Below are 15,615 nucleotides of genomic sequence, written 5' to 3' on the forward strand. Positions count from 1 at the left end.
GGTTTTCGCCCGCTCACCCTTGAGAAGCCTTCGATCCGAAGGAGTGACTGCGGCTTTGCCTTCAGTAGTAAAAGTATGACGTTACAAGCGGAAGGATGCCTCGAGGGGCTGGTTTCCGGTGGCCACCCGCATGGGTGAGGGGCCCCACGCGTGCGTGGAGCCCCCTCACCGTCGGTGGTCAGCGGCCGAAGGTGAACCAGTTGACGTTCACGAAGTCCTGCGGCTGGCCGCTGGTGAAGGTCAGATACACGTCGTGCGTGCCCGTCACGGAGGTGATGTTCGCCGGGATCGTCCGCCACGACTGCCAGCCGCCCGTGTTGCCCACCGCGAAACTCCCGACGGGAGCGTTGCCGCGGCTGTCCAGGCGTACCTCGACCAGGCCGCTGACCCCGGTCGGCGCACCGCTCGCCACCCGGGCGGAGAACTGCCGGGCCGCGGAGGAGCCGAAATTGACGCCCTTGTACTGCAGCCAGTCACCGCCCGCCAGCGCACCCACGTTCTGGCCGCCGCCGGAGTCCGAGGTGGGCTCCGTCATCGTGCCGGACTGGGCGTCGAAGGACTCGGCCTGGATGGTGCCGTAGGCGTCCCGGTTGCCGGCCGGCGGGGGCGTGGTGCCACCGCCGCCGGAGCTCAGCACCTGGACGTAGTCGACGAGCATCGAGTGGCCGGGCTGGGTGCCGCCGTCCGGGCCGCCGCCGAAGGCGTCGGGGAAGCCGCCGCCCATCGCCACGTTGAGGATGATGAAGAAGCCGTGGTCGGTGGCGTTCCGCCAGGTCGTCGCGTCGACCTGGTTCTGCCGCACGGTGTGGAAGTTGTTCCCGTCGAGGTAGAAGCGGATCTGCTCCACGCTCGACGAGCGGTCCCACTCCAGCCGGTAGGTGTGGAAGCCGGCCTGGCAGGTCGTGCCCTGACAGGTGGTCGAACCGCCGATGCCGCTGTTCTCGTTGCACGGCCCGCCGGGTGCGGTGCCGCAGTGCATCGTGGCGAAGACGGTGTTGTTGCCCTGCGTGTTCTCCATGATGTCGAGCTCGCCGACGGACGGCCAGTTCCAGTAGTTGCCCCGGTACGGCGCGCCCAGCATCCAGAACGCCGGCCAGTAGCCCTTGGCGGCGGCGCCGGTCACGTTCGGCACCTGGATGCGGCTCTCGACGCGCAGCGTGCCCCCGGCGGGCGGCTGGAAGTCGGAACGGTTGGTCTCGATGCGGCCCGAGGTCCAGTTGCCGGAGGCGTCCCGTCGCGGGGTGATACGGAGGTTGCCGTTGCCGTCGAGGGAGACGTTCTCCGGGCTCGACGTCATCGTCTCGATCTCGCCGGTGCCCCAGTTGGCGGGGCCGCCCGGGTAGCCCTTGCCGGTCGCGTACTGCCAGTTGGAGGTGTTGACACCGCTGCCCGCGGCGCCGTTGAAGTCGTCGACGAAGACCTGGTTCCAGCCCGACGGCGGGGGCGGGGCGGCGGCGCTCGCCGACGGGACGGCGGCCGTGACGGCGGCCGCGGTGAGCCCTAGCGTGCCGACGACGGCGAGCAGCGCCCGCCGCAGCGGGCGGGGTCTGCGGAGGGGCCGGGATCTGCGGGGGGTGCCGGAGGTGTCACTCATGTGGGGGCTGCCTCTCGGATGCGGATACGGACACAAGAACGGATGCGGGCGCGCAGGTGCGTGCGGGGAGTGCTCGAAGAGCCCGGCTCGATGGGTCTGAGAGCGCTCTCAGAGTGTCGCCAATGTGCTCTGCGGCCCCGTGACCGTCAAGAGGTGTAACCGAGAAAGTCCTTCTGCGCGGGCAGAGTTCATCCCGTGAATCGACGCGAACGGGTGCAACCGCGCCACGACGACGGCGTACGGGCGGCCCGTACCTCAGTGCTCGCTCCGGCCTCCGCCCCGCTCGGTCGGCCGGACATGCTGGTGTCGATGCCGTCGACGGCATCGACGGCATCGGTGACGTCGAGAAGGGAAGGGTGCAGACGTGAAACTGACGATTCTGGGCGGCGGAGGATTCCGGGTACCGCTGGTGTACGGCGCGCTCCTCGAGGACCACGCCGAGGGGCGGGTGACCCGGGTCGTCCTCCATGACGTGGACGATCGTCGACTGTATGCGATCGCCCGCGTGCTGGCCGAGCAGGCGGCCGAGGTGCCCGACGCTCCCGAGGTGACCACCACCACCGATCTGGACGACGCCCTGCGCGGCGCCGACTTCGTCTTCTCCGCGATCCGCGTCGGCGGCCTCGAGGGCCGCGCTAACGACGAACGGGTCGCGCTCGCCGAGGGCGTCCTCGGACAGGAGACGGTCGGCGCGGGCGGCATCGCCTACGGACTGCGCACCGTCCCCGTCGCCGTCGACATCGCCGCCCGGGTGGCCCGCCTCGCCCCCGACGCCTGGGTCATCAACTTCACCAACCCGGCGGGCCTGGTCACCGAGGCCATGTCCCGCCACCTCGGCGACCGCGTCATCGGCATCTGCGACTCGCCGGTCGGCCTCGGCCGCCGCATCGCCCGGGTGCTCGGCGCGAACCCGCGGGAGGCGTGGATCGACTACGTCGGCCTCAACCACCTCGGCTGGGTGCGCGGCCTGCGGGTCAAGGGCCGCGACGAACTCCCGCGCCTGCTCGCCGACCGCCACCTGCTCGGCTCCTTCGAGGAGGGCCGGCTCTTCGGCGCCGACTGGCTCCAGTCCCTCGGCGCGATCCCCAACGAGTACCTGCACTACTACTACTTCAACCGGGAGACCGTGCGCGCCTACCAACAGGCGGAGAAGACCCGCGGCGCCTTCCTCCACGACCAGCAGGCCCGGTTCTACGCGCAGGTGGGCGACCCCGACGACACCGGCACCCCCGGCACCCCCGGCACCCCCGCCTTGGATACCTGGAACCGCACCCGCGCCGAACGCGAGGCCACCTACATGGCGGAGAACCGCGAAACCGCCGGCGCCGGCGACCGCGACGAGGACGACCTGTCCGGCGGCTACGAGAAGGTGGCCCTCGCGCTGATGCGGGCCGTCGCCCGCGACGAACGGACCACCCTGATCCTCAACGTCCGCAACCGCAGCACCCTTTCGACACTCGACGCGGAAGCCGTCATCGAGGTCCCGTGCCTCGTCGACGCCAACGGCGCGCACCCCGTCTCCGTCGACCCGCTGCCGGGCCACGCCACCGGCCTGGTCTGCGCGGTCAAGGCGGTCGAGCGCGAGGTGCTCCAGGCCGCCGAGTCCGGCTCCCGCGCCCGGGCGGTCAAGGCCTTCGCGCTGCACCCGCTCGTCGACTCCGTGAACGTGGCCCGTCGCCTCGTCGACGGCTACACCGCTGTCCATCCCGGCCTCGCCCACCTCAAGTAGCCCCGTGAGGAGAGCACTTCATGCATGACGAACGCCATCGGATCGAGGGCCGCGTCGAGCGCGTCCACACCCAACGCGTCAAGCCCGCGCTCTACGCCGCCACCGTCCCGCTCACCGTCGAGGCCTGGCACGCGCCGGGCGAGCCGGTCCCCTTCGCACAGGCCGCAGCCGCCCCCTACGAGCCCTTCGCCAGGAACACCCCGTGGGGCCCGCCCTGGGGCACCACCTGGTTCCGGATGCGCGGACAGGTCCCCGCCGCGTGGGCCGGCCGGCGCGTCGAGGCGGTCATCGACCTCGGCTTCACCGGCGCCGGGCCGGGCTTCCAGGCCGAAGCCCTGGTGCACCTGACCGACGGCACCCCGCTGAAGGCGGTCAACCCGTTCAACCGGTACGTTCCGGTCGCCCGCCGGGCCGGGGGCGGCGAGGAGATCGACTACCTGGTCGAGGCGGCCTCCAACCCCGACATCCTGGCCGACGGCTTCGCCCGCCCGACCCCGCTCGGCGACCGGCGCACGGCGGGCGACACACCGCTGTACGTGTTCCGCGGCGCCGATCTCGCCGTCCTCGACGAACCGGTCTGGCATCTCGACCTGGACCTGTGCGTGCTGCGTGAACTCATGGCCGAACTGGGCGAACACGAGCCACGCCGGCACGAGATCGCGCACGCCCTCGACCGGGCCATGGACGCCCTCGACCTCGACGACGTCTCCGGCAGCGCCCCCGCAGCCCGCGAGGCCCTCGCCCCCGTCCTCGCGAAGCCCGCGCACGCCAGCGCGCACACCGTCTCCGGCGTCGGGCACGCCCACATCGACTCCGCCTGGCTGTGGCCGCTGCGCGAGACCCGGCGCAAGACGTCCCGTACCTTCTCCAACGTCACCGCGCTCGCCGACGAGTACGACGACTTCGTCTTTGCCTGCTCGCAGGCCCAGCAGTACGCGTGGGTGCGTGACCACTACCCGCGGGTGTGGGAGGGGATCAGGAAAGCCGTCGGCAAGGGACAGTGGGCACCGGTCGGCGGCATGTGGGTGGAGGCCGACGGCAATCTGCCCGGCGGCGAGGCCCTGGCCCGTCAACTGGTCCACGGCAAAAGGTTCTTCCTCGAGCACTTCGGCATCGAGACCAAGGGCGTCTGGCTGCCCGACTCCTTCGGTTACACCGCCGCCTACCCGCAACTCGCCAAGCTGGCCGGCAACGAGTGGTTCCTCACCCAGAAGATCTCCTGGAACCAGACCAACAGGTTCCCGCACCACACCTTCTGGTGGGAGGGCATCGACGGCACCCGCATCTTCACGCACTTCCCGCCGGTCGACACCTACAACGCCGCCCTCACCGGCGAGGAGATGGCCCGCGCCGTGCGCAACTACCGCGAGAAGGGCGGCGGTACCCGCTCACTCGCACCGTTCGGCTGGGGCGACGGCGGCGGCGGCCCCACCCGCGAACACATGGAACGGGCCCGTCGGCTGGCCGATCTGGAGGGCTCCCCGAAGGTCGTCGTCGAGCACCCCGACGCCTTCTTCGCCAAGGCCCGCGAGGAGTATCCCGACGCCCCGGTCTGGAACGGCGAGCTCTACCTGGAACTGCACCGCGCCACCTACACCAGCCAGGCCCGCACCAAGCAGGGCAACCGGCGCAGCGAACACCTCCTGCGCGAGGCCGAGTTGTGGGCCACCACGGCGGCACTGCACGCGCCGGACCACGCCTACCCGTACGAGACACTCGACCGGCTGTGGAAGACGGTCCTGCTGCACCAGTTCCACGACATCCTGCCCGGCTCGTCCATCGCCTGGGTGCACCGGGAGGCGGAGGCGGAGTACGCCAGGGTCGCACGGGAACTGGAGGCGCTGACCGGGGAGGCGATCGCCGCCCTGGGCGAGGGCTCAGGCCTCCGGGTGTTCAACACCAGTCCGTACGACCGCGCCGAGGTGATCCGGACACCCGGGGGAGCGCCGGTGTGGACGACCGCGCCCGCGAACGGCAGCGCACCCCTGGAGGCGCCGGCCGGCTCCCCCCGCCCCCGGCCGGTGACCGTCACGGAGCGGGTGCTCGACAACGGGATGGTGCGGGTGCGACTGGCGGACGACGGCACGCTGGCATCCGTCCACGACCTCCGCTTTGACCGCGAGGTGCTGGCCGGTCCGGGCAACCTGCTCCGGCTGCACACGGACCTCCCCAACCACTGGGACGCCTGGGACATCGACCGGCACTACCGGAACCGGTTCACCGAGCTGCCCGCCGCCGAGTCCGTCACCGTCGTCGCACAGGATCCGCTGGTCGGCGCCGTCCGGGTGGAGCGTTCCTTCGGCAACGGCTCACGGATCGCCCAGACGGTCACCCTGCGCGCCGGCAGCCCCCGGATCGACTTCGAGACCGAGATCGACTGGCACGAGGCCGAGAAGATCCTCAAGGCCGGCTTCCCGTTCGACATCCGGGCCCCGCACTCCTCCGCGGAGATCCAGTTCGGTCACATCCAGCGCCCCACCCACACCAACACCAGCTGGGAGGCGGCCCGCTTCGAGGTCTCCGGCCACCGCTGGGTGCACATCGGCGAACCCGGCTACGGCGTCGCCCTCCTCAACGACTCGACGTACGGCCACGACGTGACCCGCACGGTCCGCGACGACGGGGGCACGACCACGACGGTCCGCCTCAGCCTGGTACGTGCCCCGCGGATCCCGGACCCCGAGGCCGACCAGGGCACGCACCGCCTCACCTACGCGCTGCTGCCCGGCGCGGGCATCGAGGACGCCGTCGCGGAGGGCTACGCGCTCAACCTGCCGCTGCGTGTGGCCCGGGCGGCGGGCGCACCGGACCCGGTCGTCTCGGTGGACGGCCGGGGTGTGACCGTCGAGGCGGTCAAGCTCGCCGACGACGCCTCCGGCGATGTCGTCGTCCGCCTCTACGAATCCCGCGGCGGACGTGCCACCGGCACCCTGCGCACCGGCTTCCCCCTCGGCGGGGCCCAGGTGACCGACCTCCTGGAGCGGCCGCTGGAACCGGCGGACACCGACGGCGACAGCGTGCCCGTGGCCCTGCGTCCGTTCCAGGTGCTGACCCTGCGGCTGACGGTGGACCGGAACCGGGACTGACCACCCGCGCACCGTGTGCGTCGGGTCGGCCGGCCCCCGTGACAGCGGCCGACCGACCCTACCGGTGGCCCGGGCCCCAGGCCGGGCCACCGGCCACGACGTCCCCGGCCACCGCCGCGGCCGGTACGCCGCTCAGCGCGGGCGCGGGCAGCTCCGCGGGCAGGTCGGGGCGCAGCTGTGGCGCCGACACGGGACGCAGCGGACGCGGGCCGGACACCACCGAGTAGTCCTGGCCCAGGAACGGCGGGGAGATCTCGCCCGGGTCATCGCCGAGCGCCAGCCGCACGGCGGCCCACGGCGCGTTCACCCCGCACAGCGACAGCTGGTGCAGGCCACCGGCGGGGCGGGTGTTGACGTCCATCAGCACCGGCTGTTCGCCGAACATCCGGAACTGGATGTTGGACAGATGGTGCAGGCCGAAACCCTCCGCGATCCGCCGGGCCGGCTCCAGCCACCGCTCGTGCAGGGTGAACCCCCTGCGACGGCCGTTCTTGGTGCGGCCGACGGCCAGCCGGACCCGGTTGTCCGGCCCGGTGAGACAGTCCACCGACACCTCCGGCTGCTCGAGCACCGGCATCACCAGCCAGTCCACCGGCTCCTCCGCCTGCCGCACCGCCGCCAGCACCAGCTCGAGCGGCACCTGCGGGCTGGGGAAACCGCTCAGCTGCCCGAGGGCGAAGGGGGCACGGGTGATCACCCGGAAGCCCACACCGCCCGCGCCGGACGCGGGCTTGAAGCACGCCCGGTGCCCCAGCGCCTCCAGCTCCTCCACGGCACGGACCAGCTCGTCCGCCGACCGCACCCGCCACCACGGCGGCACGGGCACCCCGATCGCCTGCACGGCCTCGTAGGCGATCACCTTGTCGCGGAAGACGGCCACGGCCTCGGGCGGCGGCGCCAGCAGCGCCGTACCGGCCGCCTCGAACTCCGCGCGGTGCGCGACGAGGGCCCCCTGGTGCAGCCGGGGCACGAACACGTCGATGCCGCGCCGCGCGCACTGGGCGAGCGCGTACTCGACGTACGCCGCCGGGGACAGGTTCTCGGGTTCCAGCTCGGCGGTGTCGGCTGCGGCCAGTACGGGGGAGTCGGGGTCGCCGTGCGTGGCATGGACCTCGACGGCCCGGTCGTCGGGGTTCTTTCTCACCTGATCGATGAAGAACACGTTCTCCGCGTACGTGCGGTTGAGCCATACTCGTACGCATGAGGCCATGCAGGCCGCCTTTCACGGTGTGCGGGCAGGCCTCAGCGGCCCGTGCCCGGGCAGAGGGTATGGAGGGTCACCGAACGGCCCTGTGCGAAGGGCTCTTCAACGCGGTGGTGTCGGGGCCGATCATACGGCTTCGGCGCCCGGGGCCGAACCACGGGCGTGTCACGGCTTCCCGGGAGACTCCGGGAGAACCGCCCTTGTCCGGGCGGCACGGATGTGATCCATTGAGAGTGTTCGCGGACGCCGGGTCCCCCTGCTCGAAGAGCTCGGGGAGCGCATGCTGTCCGTACGGGTTGTTCGTTCATCTCCAGGAGGCGACGAGTGGCGTCCACGGCCGGTGGCGACGGACAGATGTGGGCGATCAGCGACCTGCACATCGGTTACGAGGAGAACCGTGCGCTGGTCGAGCGGATGCACCCCGAGTCGGACGAGGACTGGCTCCTCGTGGCCGGGGACGTCGCGGAGACGGTGGACGACATCCGCTGGGTGCTCAAGACACTCGCCGGCCGGTTCCGGAAGGTCGTCTGGGTGCCCGGCAACCACGAACTGTGGACCCACCCGAGAGACACCGTCACCCTGCGCGGCGTCGCCCGCTACGACCACCTCGTCGAACAGTGCCGGGAACTCGGCGTGACCACCCCCGAGGACCCCTACCCGGTCTGGGACGGCCCCGGCGGTCCGGTGGCCGTGGCCCCGCTGTTCCTGCTGTACGACTACACGTTCCTGCCCACCGGTTGCGCCACCAAGGACGAAGGACTGGCGTACGCGCACGGCACCGGCGTCGTCTGCACCGACGAGCACCTGCTGCACCCCGACCCGTACCCGAGCCGGGAGGCCTGGTGCCGGGCCCGGGTCGGGGAGACCGAGCGCCGGCTCGCCGAACTGCCGGACGACCTGCCCGTCGTCCTCGTCAACCACTACCCGCTGCACCGGCACCCCACGGACGTCCTGTGGTACCCCGAGTTCGCCATGTGGTGCGGCACCGAGCTGACCGACGACTGGCACCGCAGGTTCAACGTCCACACGATGGTCTACGGCCATCTCCACATCCCGCGCAGCACCCGCCGGGACGGCGTCCCCTTCGAGGAGGTGTCCGTGGGCTACCCCCGTGAATGGCGCAAGCGGGCGACGCCACCGGGACGGCTGCACCGGATCGTGCCGGGTGGGCACCCGGACGGAAGCAAGAGCGAGCCCGAGGAAGGAACCCGATGATCGAGGAACTGCTGCCGGCCACGGTCGTCGTCGTGGAGGCCCGCGGCGACGAGGGCGCCGACGCTCCGCTCTACCCGGAGGAGGCGGCGCTCGTGGAGCGGGCGGTCGAGAAGCGCCGCCGGGAGTTCCGGGCGGTACGCTCCTGCGCCCGCCGGGCCATGGAGAAGCTCGGAGTGCCCCCGCAGCCCGTGCTGCCCGGCGAGCGCGGCGCACCGGGCTGGCCGGCCGGGCTGGCCGGCAGCATGACCCACTGCACGGGCTACTGCGCCGCCGCCCTCGTCCGGGCCGACGACCTGGCCTCCCTCGGCATCGACGCGGAGGTCCAGGGGCCGCTGCCCGACGGGGTGCTGTCCTCCATCGCCCTGCCCGGGGAGGCGGAGCGGATCGGCCGACTGGCCGTGGAGCGGCCCGAGGTGCACTGGGACCGGCTGCTGTTCAGCGCCAAGGAGGCCGTCTACAAGGCGTGGTTCCCGCTCACGGGGAAGTGGCTGGACTTCATGGAGGCCGACATCGAGCTGTTCACCGACCCCGGCGAACGGACGCGCGGCGGTTTCCGGGCGGCGCTCCTGGTCCCCGGCCCATGGGTGGGCGGCCGCCGCCTCGACCACTTCGCGGGCCGCTGGACCGCCGAGAGCGGCCTGGTCGCGACGGCGGTCGCCGTCCCCCACGGCTGACGGGGACGACGCAGGGCCCCACTGTCGCGCGGCACCGGCACGGGCGTCGGCCCGGCCCTGCTCTCCCGGTCACGGCTTCGGGTGCCAGTCGCGGAGCATCCGGAAGAAGACCTCCTCGTTGCCGCTCAGCCCGGCTCGGGCCAGGGCGGTCTCCGCCTCCGCGAGGACCGAGGGCGCGACGACCGGGGGCCTGCGGGTGTCCGGCGGGCCGCTCTCCGCGTCGTAGGCGGCGCGCACCGTGTGCAGCAGCCGCAGATAGGCCTGGACGGCGGTGTGCTCGTGGTCGGTCAGTACGGCGGTGGACATCGCTCGGCTCTCCCCGGGTCGTGATCCGGCATCAGACGTCCCGCACGGTGCGGGCACGCCTCCAGCCTGCCGTCCACCACTGACAATCGGGCTGTGCCGCCCGCCGCTCCGCCCGTCCGGCGGAGCGGCGTCCCACCAGCGCTCCCCAGTTCAGGAGTGGGGCCGCTGGACGCTCTCCAGGAGCATGTCCAGCCACTCCGCGACCTTGTCGCGGTGCTGGTCGGTGGGGAGTTGTGCGGCCCGCCACGCGATTCCGCGCACGCCGTGGTCCCGCAGCAGCCGCTCCAGCGGGTCGTCGGCCGCCGCGGCGGCCCGCCGCTCACGGTCCGCGAGGGTCTGCAGCAGCTCCTGCTCGGTGTGCCGGAGGGCGCCCGCGAGCGCTTCGGGGTCCTCGGCGGTGAGGAATCCGGCGTGCACCCGGAAGAACCGCTGGATGGCGTCGCAGTGTTCCATGGTGGGACGCCGGTCGCCGTTGATCAGGGCGCCGGCCTGCTGGCGGGACATGCCCGCGCCGTCCGCGATCTCCTGCTGCGTGTACTTGCGGCCGTTCGGCTTGAGCCGGGTACGGCGCAGCAGGTCCAGACGCTGCACGAACCGGGTCTGCACCTCGGGCTCGCCTGCGGGCCGGCCGCTCAGCAGAGCCTTGACCACCGGTTCCGGAACGCCGGACGCCACGGACAGCCGACCGACGTCGAAGATCTCGGCGTGCGGCACCTCGAGCCGGTCGGCGAGTACGGTGACGCGGGCGACGACGGCCGACAGCGCGGTCGTCGGCGCGGTGTCCGGACCCTCGAAGCCACCCGTCACCGACAGATCTCCTACGTCTCTCACAGGCTTCTCACGAGCGTTTGCCATGAACTTCACGGAGACTAGCCCGTGTCTCGAACTCACATCCAGGTCTCGCCACAACTGTGTCCAATTTCAGCCGTCAACGGGTATGGAATGCCACGATAGTTGACACGCCTCACGTCAGGGCAGCAGGATCGGGGCGCCGCGTCAAGGCCGCACAGGCAAGAGGGGTGACCTCCCGATGGCACATCAGGCAGGATGGCAGCGGCCGACACCGCGGCCGCCCGTCTTCGAGACTCCCGAGGCGCGTGCCTATCTGGAGGACTACGCCGTGTTCCTGAACGCGGTCCCCTTCCCCTCCCTGGTGGTCGACCACCGCTGGGACGTACTGCTGGCGAACGCTGCTTTCCAGACACTTTTCCGGGATGTCGAACCGCATCCGACGGCCATGCCCGGCGACAACTTCCTCCGGTTCGTCCTCTTCCACCCGGACGCATCCACGGTGCTGGGCGAACACGAGTCGAGCTGGTGCCTGCCGATGCTGGCCCACTTCGCCAAGACGGTGGAGCGGGACGGCCACGACCACGGGCTGCAGGCCATCCGCCGGGACATCGCCCAGGACCCCATCATGGAGGCGGCCTACCGGCAGGGGCTGCCGCACTGGCTCCGTGCCGTCGGCGAGCAGGCCGCCGAACACGACGGCGCGGTAAGGCCGTTGCGCCATCCCGATCCGCGTTGGGGAGTCACCGACTGCCGTCTCGTCGTGGAGACGACCAGGACCCTCGAGGGCATGGACTGCACCCGGCTCACGCTGGTCCTGCGCGAGACGCGCCGCGCCCCGTCCCGCCGCCGCGGGCACCGTCGTGCCGCCTCCCACCTCAGCGTCGTGTCGGCGGCCGACTGACTCCTGCCGTGACGACATCGCCATGACGCGAGCGCTTCCTGCAAGCCACGCAAGTGGCTTGCAGGGCTTGCGCTATTCTTGCGTTCATGACGCGACGACTTGCTGTGGTGGCGAAGAAAGTCGGGGTCAGCGAGGCCACGGTCAGTCGGGTGCTCAACGGCAAGCCGGGAGTTTCCGAGGCCACCCGGCAGGCGGTGCTGTCCGCGCTGGATGTGCTCGGCTACGAGCGGCCCACCCAGCTGCGCGGTGAGCGCGCCCGGCTGGTCGGCCTGGTGCTGCCCGAGCTGCAGAACCCGATCTTCCCCGCCTTCGCCGAGGTCATCGGTGGCGCGCTGGCCCAGCTGGGGCTGACGCCGGTGCTGTGCACCCAGACCCGGGGCGGTGTCTCCGAGGCGGACTACGTGACGCTGCTGCTCCAGCAGCAGGTGTCCGGCGTCGTCTTCGCCGGCGGGCTCTACGCCCAGGCGGACGCTCCCCACGACCACTACCGGCAGCTCGCCGAGCGGAACATCCCCGTCGTCCTCGTCAACGCGGCCATAGAGCACCTGGGTTTTCCGGGCGTCTCCTGTGATGACGCCGTGGCCGTGGAGCAGGCGTGGCGGCATCTGGCCTCGCTCGGTCACGAGCGGATCGGTCTGGTGCTCGGTCCCGCCGACCACGTGCCGTCGGCCCGCAAACTGGCCGCCGCCCGCGCGGTCGCCGCGGAGGTGCCCGACGCGCACGTCGCCCGCGCCATGTTCTCCATCGAGGGCGGGCACGCCGCCGCCGCCCGGCTCATCGACCGGGGCGTCACCGGCTTCATCTGCGCCAGCGACCCCCTCGCCCTCGGCGCCGTTCGGGCCGCCCGCCGCAAGGGGCTGGACGTCCCCTCGCAGATCTCGGTCGTGGGGTACGACGACTCGGCCCTGATGAACTGCACCGAGCCGCCGCTGACCACCGTCCGCCAGCCCATCGAGGCCATGGGCACAGCCGTGGTGGAACTGCTGAACGCGCAGATCAACGGGCGTTCGGTGGCCGCCGAGGAGTTGTTGTTCGAGCCCGAGCTGGTGGTACGGGGGTCGACCGCACAGGCGCCCCGTCCCCGAGCCTGACTCTGACACGAAAAATCAAGTGTGCCGTTCGGGCCGTCGCGGTGACGGGTTCGAAGCGGACGGTGTCCCCAGGAGCACCGCCGAACTCCGGGAGGAGGAGCGCGTCAACCACTGGGGGTACCCCCGCTTGCGGGGGAGGATCGCGTGGGTGATGCGGACCATGGGTCCGGCGGGTGTGCGGTTGCGTCGCAGGCACCGCACCACGACTCCGGACCCGGCCGCGGCGAAGGCCCCGGACCTGATCGGCCGCGACTTCACCGTGAGCGCGCCGAACGAGAGGTACGTCGGCGACATCACCTGTCTCCCGCTGGAGAGCGGGAGGTTCCTCTGTCCGGCCACCGTCATCGCCCTCGCCTCCCGCCGCCCGGCCGGCTGGTGGAAGCGATCGTCAAACCCGATCTCGCGAGCAGGGAGCACTTCGTGGCGATCGCGGCGGCGTCGGCGGTGTCCGCGTTCTCGACGCTGCGGAGGGAGTGGAACCGCGCCGCGTGACGGGGTCCGGTGGGGCCCGGCCGGTACGTGGCCCCCTGCGCGCCCCTGTGGCCACTGGCGGAAGCATTTCGATGCCGACACCCGGACTTTTTGCCTGTCGGCCGCGACAGTTGGCCTACGCCGACGATCGAGCGCACAGGCTCTGGGGGCCTGGTGGCGTTACGCGCTACGCGCGGTTGCTGACCGCTGTGCTGCTCGCAGCAGTCCCGGTGGGACCGATCTCGTCTTCCACGGCCGGGGCCGAACGGCCCGTCTCGGCCGACCCGTTCGGCCCCGGCCCCGGTCCGGTGGTCGCGGATCGCCTTCGGGGTTGCGGGGCAAGCTGCGGGTGGCTCCTGCGGGGCTCACCAGCGCCAAGTGACCTCCGGTCGGTACGGAGCACAGTCAGCCATGTGCAGGCGGGGTGCGGTCCGGGCCATGTCGTCCTGGGTCAGGCAGCGGCCTCCGGCTTCCAGACGGCCGTGCCCGTCCCGCCGCCAGATTTGTTCCGCCCTGCCGGAGCACGGGTGAAGTCCGACCTCGGGGCCGCTGGTGAGGCATCTCGTGGAGTGGGCCGACCGGACGGTCCCGTCCGGCGCGAACTCCCAGGTCTGAGACGGTGAACCGTCGCACGGGCGCGTACTCGCCCTGGAGGTTTCCCGGGCATCGAGGCACAGTTCGGTGGATCCGTCCGCGGGTGCCTTGCCGATGTCCGAGAGGATCTCCCCCTGTTTCGGGGCGCGGTGCCGCCGGGGGTATTGCCGCGCGAGCCAGTTCCGATAGGTGGGGGAGATGACGTCCGGGCGCAGACAGTGGTGCGTCACACATCCCACCGTCTCGGTGTAGGCGACGAGCCCGATCTTCTTGGATCTGCGTTCGGCGGCGTCAAGATTGGCCGGCAGAAGAGAAATGCTGTAACCGATGTACGGAGTGATACGGGGCCTGGCCGGCAGCGCGTACGCGGCACTACGGAAATAGCGTGCCGAAATGCCGTGATCACTGTGGTCCGCGCCCCTCACCCTCGGCCCGCCGAATTTCACGTTGTCGAAATCGAGGGTCAGTAAATCATCCGTTCTCCACTGTTTCATGATCGTCGACAATGCGGCCACCAGCTGCTTTTCGCTGTAGCGGCGTGAAGAGTCCAGAGCATCGATAACAGTGATCTTTCCTTGGAACAGGCGGAGCAGGCTTCGATGTCTGTCCAGTACGGCTCCGCCGCCCTTGGGGAGGCCGTCCGGCAAGCGGAAGAAGGTGAGACGGATCTCTCCGCCGCGACTGCGGAGGACATGGGAAGGAATCCGTTCCGCGCCCGCCCGCAGGGGGTCCGGCGTCCAGCTCTTCACCGCTCGCGCCAGCCGCGCGTACGCACGTTGCACACCCGCCTCGCGGCGGGCGGCGAAACTGCCGGTACCGGCAGGACGCCCGTAGTTGCCGGCGGTCAGGTAGACCACATGCACCGGGCACATCTGTTCCACCAACTGTGCGACGCGCGGGCTGGTGAACAGGAGGTCGTCGTCCTCGTGGGCCACTCCGACCAGGGTGCGAGGGCAATCCGTCCGTCCGGCGACACCGCCGAGGCCCGTGGTGATCGGGTTCTCGGCCCCGGAGGGGCCGAGGGGCGAAGACAGGCTGCTCGCCGGCGCGAGGGTCAACGCCCCGCACAGAGCGACGAGAGCTGCCTGAAGGGGCCATCGGCGCCCGTTTTTCCCCTTCCGAGGCGCATCCTCGTGTTTCACCACTCCGTCTGCCCTCACCACTCGTACCGTTTCGTCCTGCTGACACCCGCTGCCGGGACCAGTGGCCCCTCCAGCGCCGTCGCTGCCTCAAACCCGGTCCGACGGCATGTTGCCCTGTGGGGGGTCACGCCATGTCCGTCAGGCCGCCCGACGAGGCCGAACGGGTCATCCGCAGGCGTGTGGATGCGTGATTCCGCCCTTCGGCGGGTGAGTACGGATCGAATGCCCCTGGGACGGCTGTCCCCGGCAGCGACAGGGACAGCCGTCCCGCCTTCGTGCGGTGGACGGCACCGCTCTCACGTCCTCGGTCAGGAGACCGGTTCGGCGACTCCTCGGCTTTCCGCGGTCGTGCCGTGCTTCAACGAGGCCGTCGTCATCGAGAGGTTCCACTCGGCTGTCGGGGAGGTTCTCGGCCCGTTGGGGCTCGACCACGGGATCTGCTGTGTGGACGACGGCAGCAGTGACCGACCGCACCCGGGACATCATCGGCGGATTCGGTGCCGCCGACCGGCGCGTCCGGTACACGGTGCTCAGCCATGCCGAGGCACAGGTGTCCCGGTCCACCCGGGACGGCCGCGGCACGGCGAGCGCCGTCACCGACGCGGTGGAGCCCATCCGCCGGGCACGCCACCAACCGGTGGTCATGAGCACCGCGGACAGGGCCGGTCCGTACGTCGACCACACTGACACGGTGTCATCCAGTCGCTCCGGAGCGTGTCGGGCGAGGTGCGCCACGTCGGTGGAGGCCGGCCCGCCGAACCTTCGGCCGCCTGGCCCCCGGCAACCAGGCCGTGGGTCCTCACCGTCTCGGTCCCG

Annotated in this window: 11 protein-coding genes and 1 pseudogene; 7 read left to right on the top strand and 5 right to left on the bottom strand. The window is 71.3% G+C overall.

Annotated elements, in window-relative coordinates; genetic code table 11:
• Positions 1–178 precede the first annotated feature (178 nt).
• On the bottom strand, positions 179–1,594 hold the full coding sequence (locus tag AC6F7H_RS26930) for a glycoside hydrolase family 16 protein (protein WP_500759637.1): 1,416 nt from the start codon (positions 1,592–1,594) through the stop codon (positions 179–181).
• A 364-nt stretch (positions 1,595–1,958) separates the two neighbouring features.
• Here AC6F7H_RS26930 and AC6F7H_RS26935 point away from each other — a divergent pair, with 364 nt between their 5' ends.
• Both AC6F7H_RS26935 and AC6F7H_RS26940 read left to right on the top strand, forming a co-directional pair.
• The gene (locus AC6F7H_RS26935) at positions 1,959–3,323 is read left to right on the top strand and encodes a 6-phospho-beta-glucosidase (protein WP_500759639.1); all 1,365 of its coding nucleotides are present in this window, start codon (positions 1,959–1,961) and stop codon (positions 3,321–3,323) included.
• Between the two features lie 20 nt (positions 3,324–3,343).
• Positions 3,344–6,409 carry an alpha-mannosidase gene (locus AC6F7H_RS26940; protein WP_500759641.1) on the top strand — a complete coding sequence of 1,022 codons (3,066 nt, stop codon included), beginning with the start codon at positions 3,344–3,346 and terminating at the stop codon, positions 6,407–6,409.
• A gap of 58 nt (positions 6,410–6,467) precedes the next feature.
• On the opposite strand, the gene AC6F7H_RS26945 is transcribed toward AC6F7H_RS26940, so the two are convergent.
• A complete protein-coding gene (locus AC6F7H_RS26945) occupies positions 6,468–7,619 on the bottom strand; it encodes an ATP-grasp domain-containing protein (protein WP_500759643.1) in 1,152 nt (383 codons plus the stop codon).
• 318 nt (positions 7,620–7,937) lie between these two features.
• Here AC6F7H_RS26945 and AC6F7H_RS26950 point away from each other — a divergent pair, with 318 nt between their 5' ends.
• On the top strand, positions 7,938–8,828 hold the full coding sequence (locus AC6F7H_RS26950; protein WP_500759644.1) for a metallophosphoesterase family protein: 891 nt from the start codon (positions 7,938–7,940) through the stop codon (positions 8,826–8,828).
• Positions 8,825–9,502, top strand: a complete 678-nt coding sequence (locus AC6F7H_RS26955; RefSeq protein ID WP_500759646.1) for a 4'-phosphopantetheinyl transferase family protein — start codon at positions 8,825–8,827, stop codon at positions 9,500–9,502. Before AC6F7H_RS26950 ends, AC6F7H_RS26955 begins: the two co-directional genes overlap by 4 nt.
• Before the next feature lie 69 nt (positions 9,503–9,571).
• On the opposite strand, the gene AC6F7H_RS26960 is transcribed toward AC6F7H_RS26955, so the two are convergent.
• Complete coding sequence (locus AC6F7H_RS26960) at positions 9,572–9,808, bottom strand: hypothetical protein (RefSeq protein WP_500759648.1); 237 nt, start codon at positions 9,806–9,808, stop codon at positions 9,572–9,574.
• Between the two features lie 150 nt (positions 9,809–9,958).
• Positions 9,959–10,615 (bottom strand): helix-turn-helix domain-containing protein, encoded by a 657-nt coding sequence (locus AC6F7H_RS26965; protein WP_500759649.1) that lies wholly within the window; start codon positions 10,613–10,615, stop codon positions 9,959–9,961.
• A 223-nt stretch (positions 10,616–10,838) separates the two neighbouring features.
• On the opposite strand from AC6F7H_RS26965, the gene AC6F7H_RS26970 reads away from it, so the two are divergent.
• The 3 genes and pseudogenes from AC6F7H_RS26970 to AC6F7H_RS26980 form a co-directional block, all read left to right on the top strand.
• A complete protein-coding gene (locus AC6F7H_RS26970; RefSeq protein ID WP_500759650.1) occupies positions 10,839–11,501 on the top strand; it encodes an MmyB family transcriptional regulator in 663 nt (220 codons plus the stop codon).
• Positions 11,502–11,587: 86 nt separating this feature from the next.
• Positions 11,588–12,592: a LacI family DNA-binding transcriptional regulator gene (locus AC6F7H_RS26975; RefSeq protein ID WP_500759651.1), complete on the top strand. Its 1,005-nt coding sequence runs from the start codon at positions 11,588–11,590 to the stop codon at positions 12,590–12,592.
• Positions 12,593–12,653: 61 nt separating this feature from the next.
• Positions 12,654–12,968: pseudogene (locus AC6F7H_RS26980) on the top strand (IS3-like element ISRhosp5 family transposase); the annotation flags it as partial.
• Positions 12,969–13,428: 460 nt separating this feature from the next.
• Here AC6F7H_RS26980 and AC6F7H_RS26985 read toward each other — a convergent pair.
• Complete coding sequence (locus AC6F7H_RS26985) at positions 13,429–14,592, bottom strand: ricin-type beta-trefoil lectin domain protein (RefSeq protein WP_500759653.1); 1,164 nt, start codon at positions 14,590–14,592, stop codon at positions 13,429–13,431.
• Between the last annotated feature and the right edge of the window lie 1,023 nt (positions 14,593–15,615).

The organism is Streptomyces sp. MMS24-W38, from assembly GCF_059889265.1.

Coding starts and splice junctions, on each gene's coding strand:
- AC6F7H_RS26930 (WP_500759637.1), bottom strand. CDS start 1,594: ATGAGTGACACCTCCGGCACCCCCCGCAGATCCCGGCCCCTCCGCAGA.
- AC6F7H_RS26940 (WP_500759641.1), top strand. CDS start 3,344: ATGCATGACGAACGCCATCGGATCGAGGGCCGCGTCGAGCGCGTCCAC.
- AC6F7H_RS26945 (WP_500759643.1), bottom strand. CDS start 7,619: ATGGCCTCATGCGTACGAGTATGGCTCAACCGCACGTACGCGGAGAAC.
- AC6F7H_RS26955 (WP_500759646.1), top strand. CDS start 8,825: ATGATCGAGGAACTGCTGCCGGCCACGGTCGTCGTCGTGGAGGCCCGC.
- AC6F7H_RS26960 (WP_500759648.1), bottom strand. CDS start 9,808: ATGTCCACCGCCGTACTGACCGACCACGAGCACACCGCCGTCCAGGCC.
- AC6F7H_RS26970 (WP_500759650.1), top strand. CDS start 10,839: ATGGCACATCAGGCAGGATGGCAGCGGCCGACACCGCGGCCGCCCGTC.
- AC6F7H_RS26975 (WP_500759651.1), top strand. CDS start 11,588: ATGACGCGACGACTTGCTGTGGTGGCGAAGAAAGTCGGGGTCAGCGAG.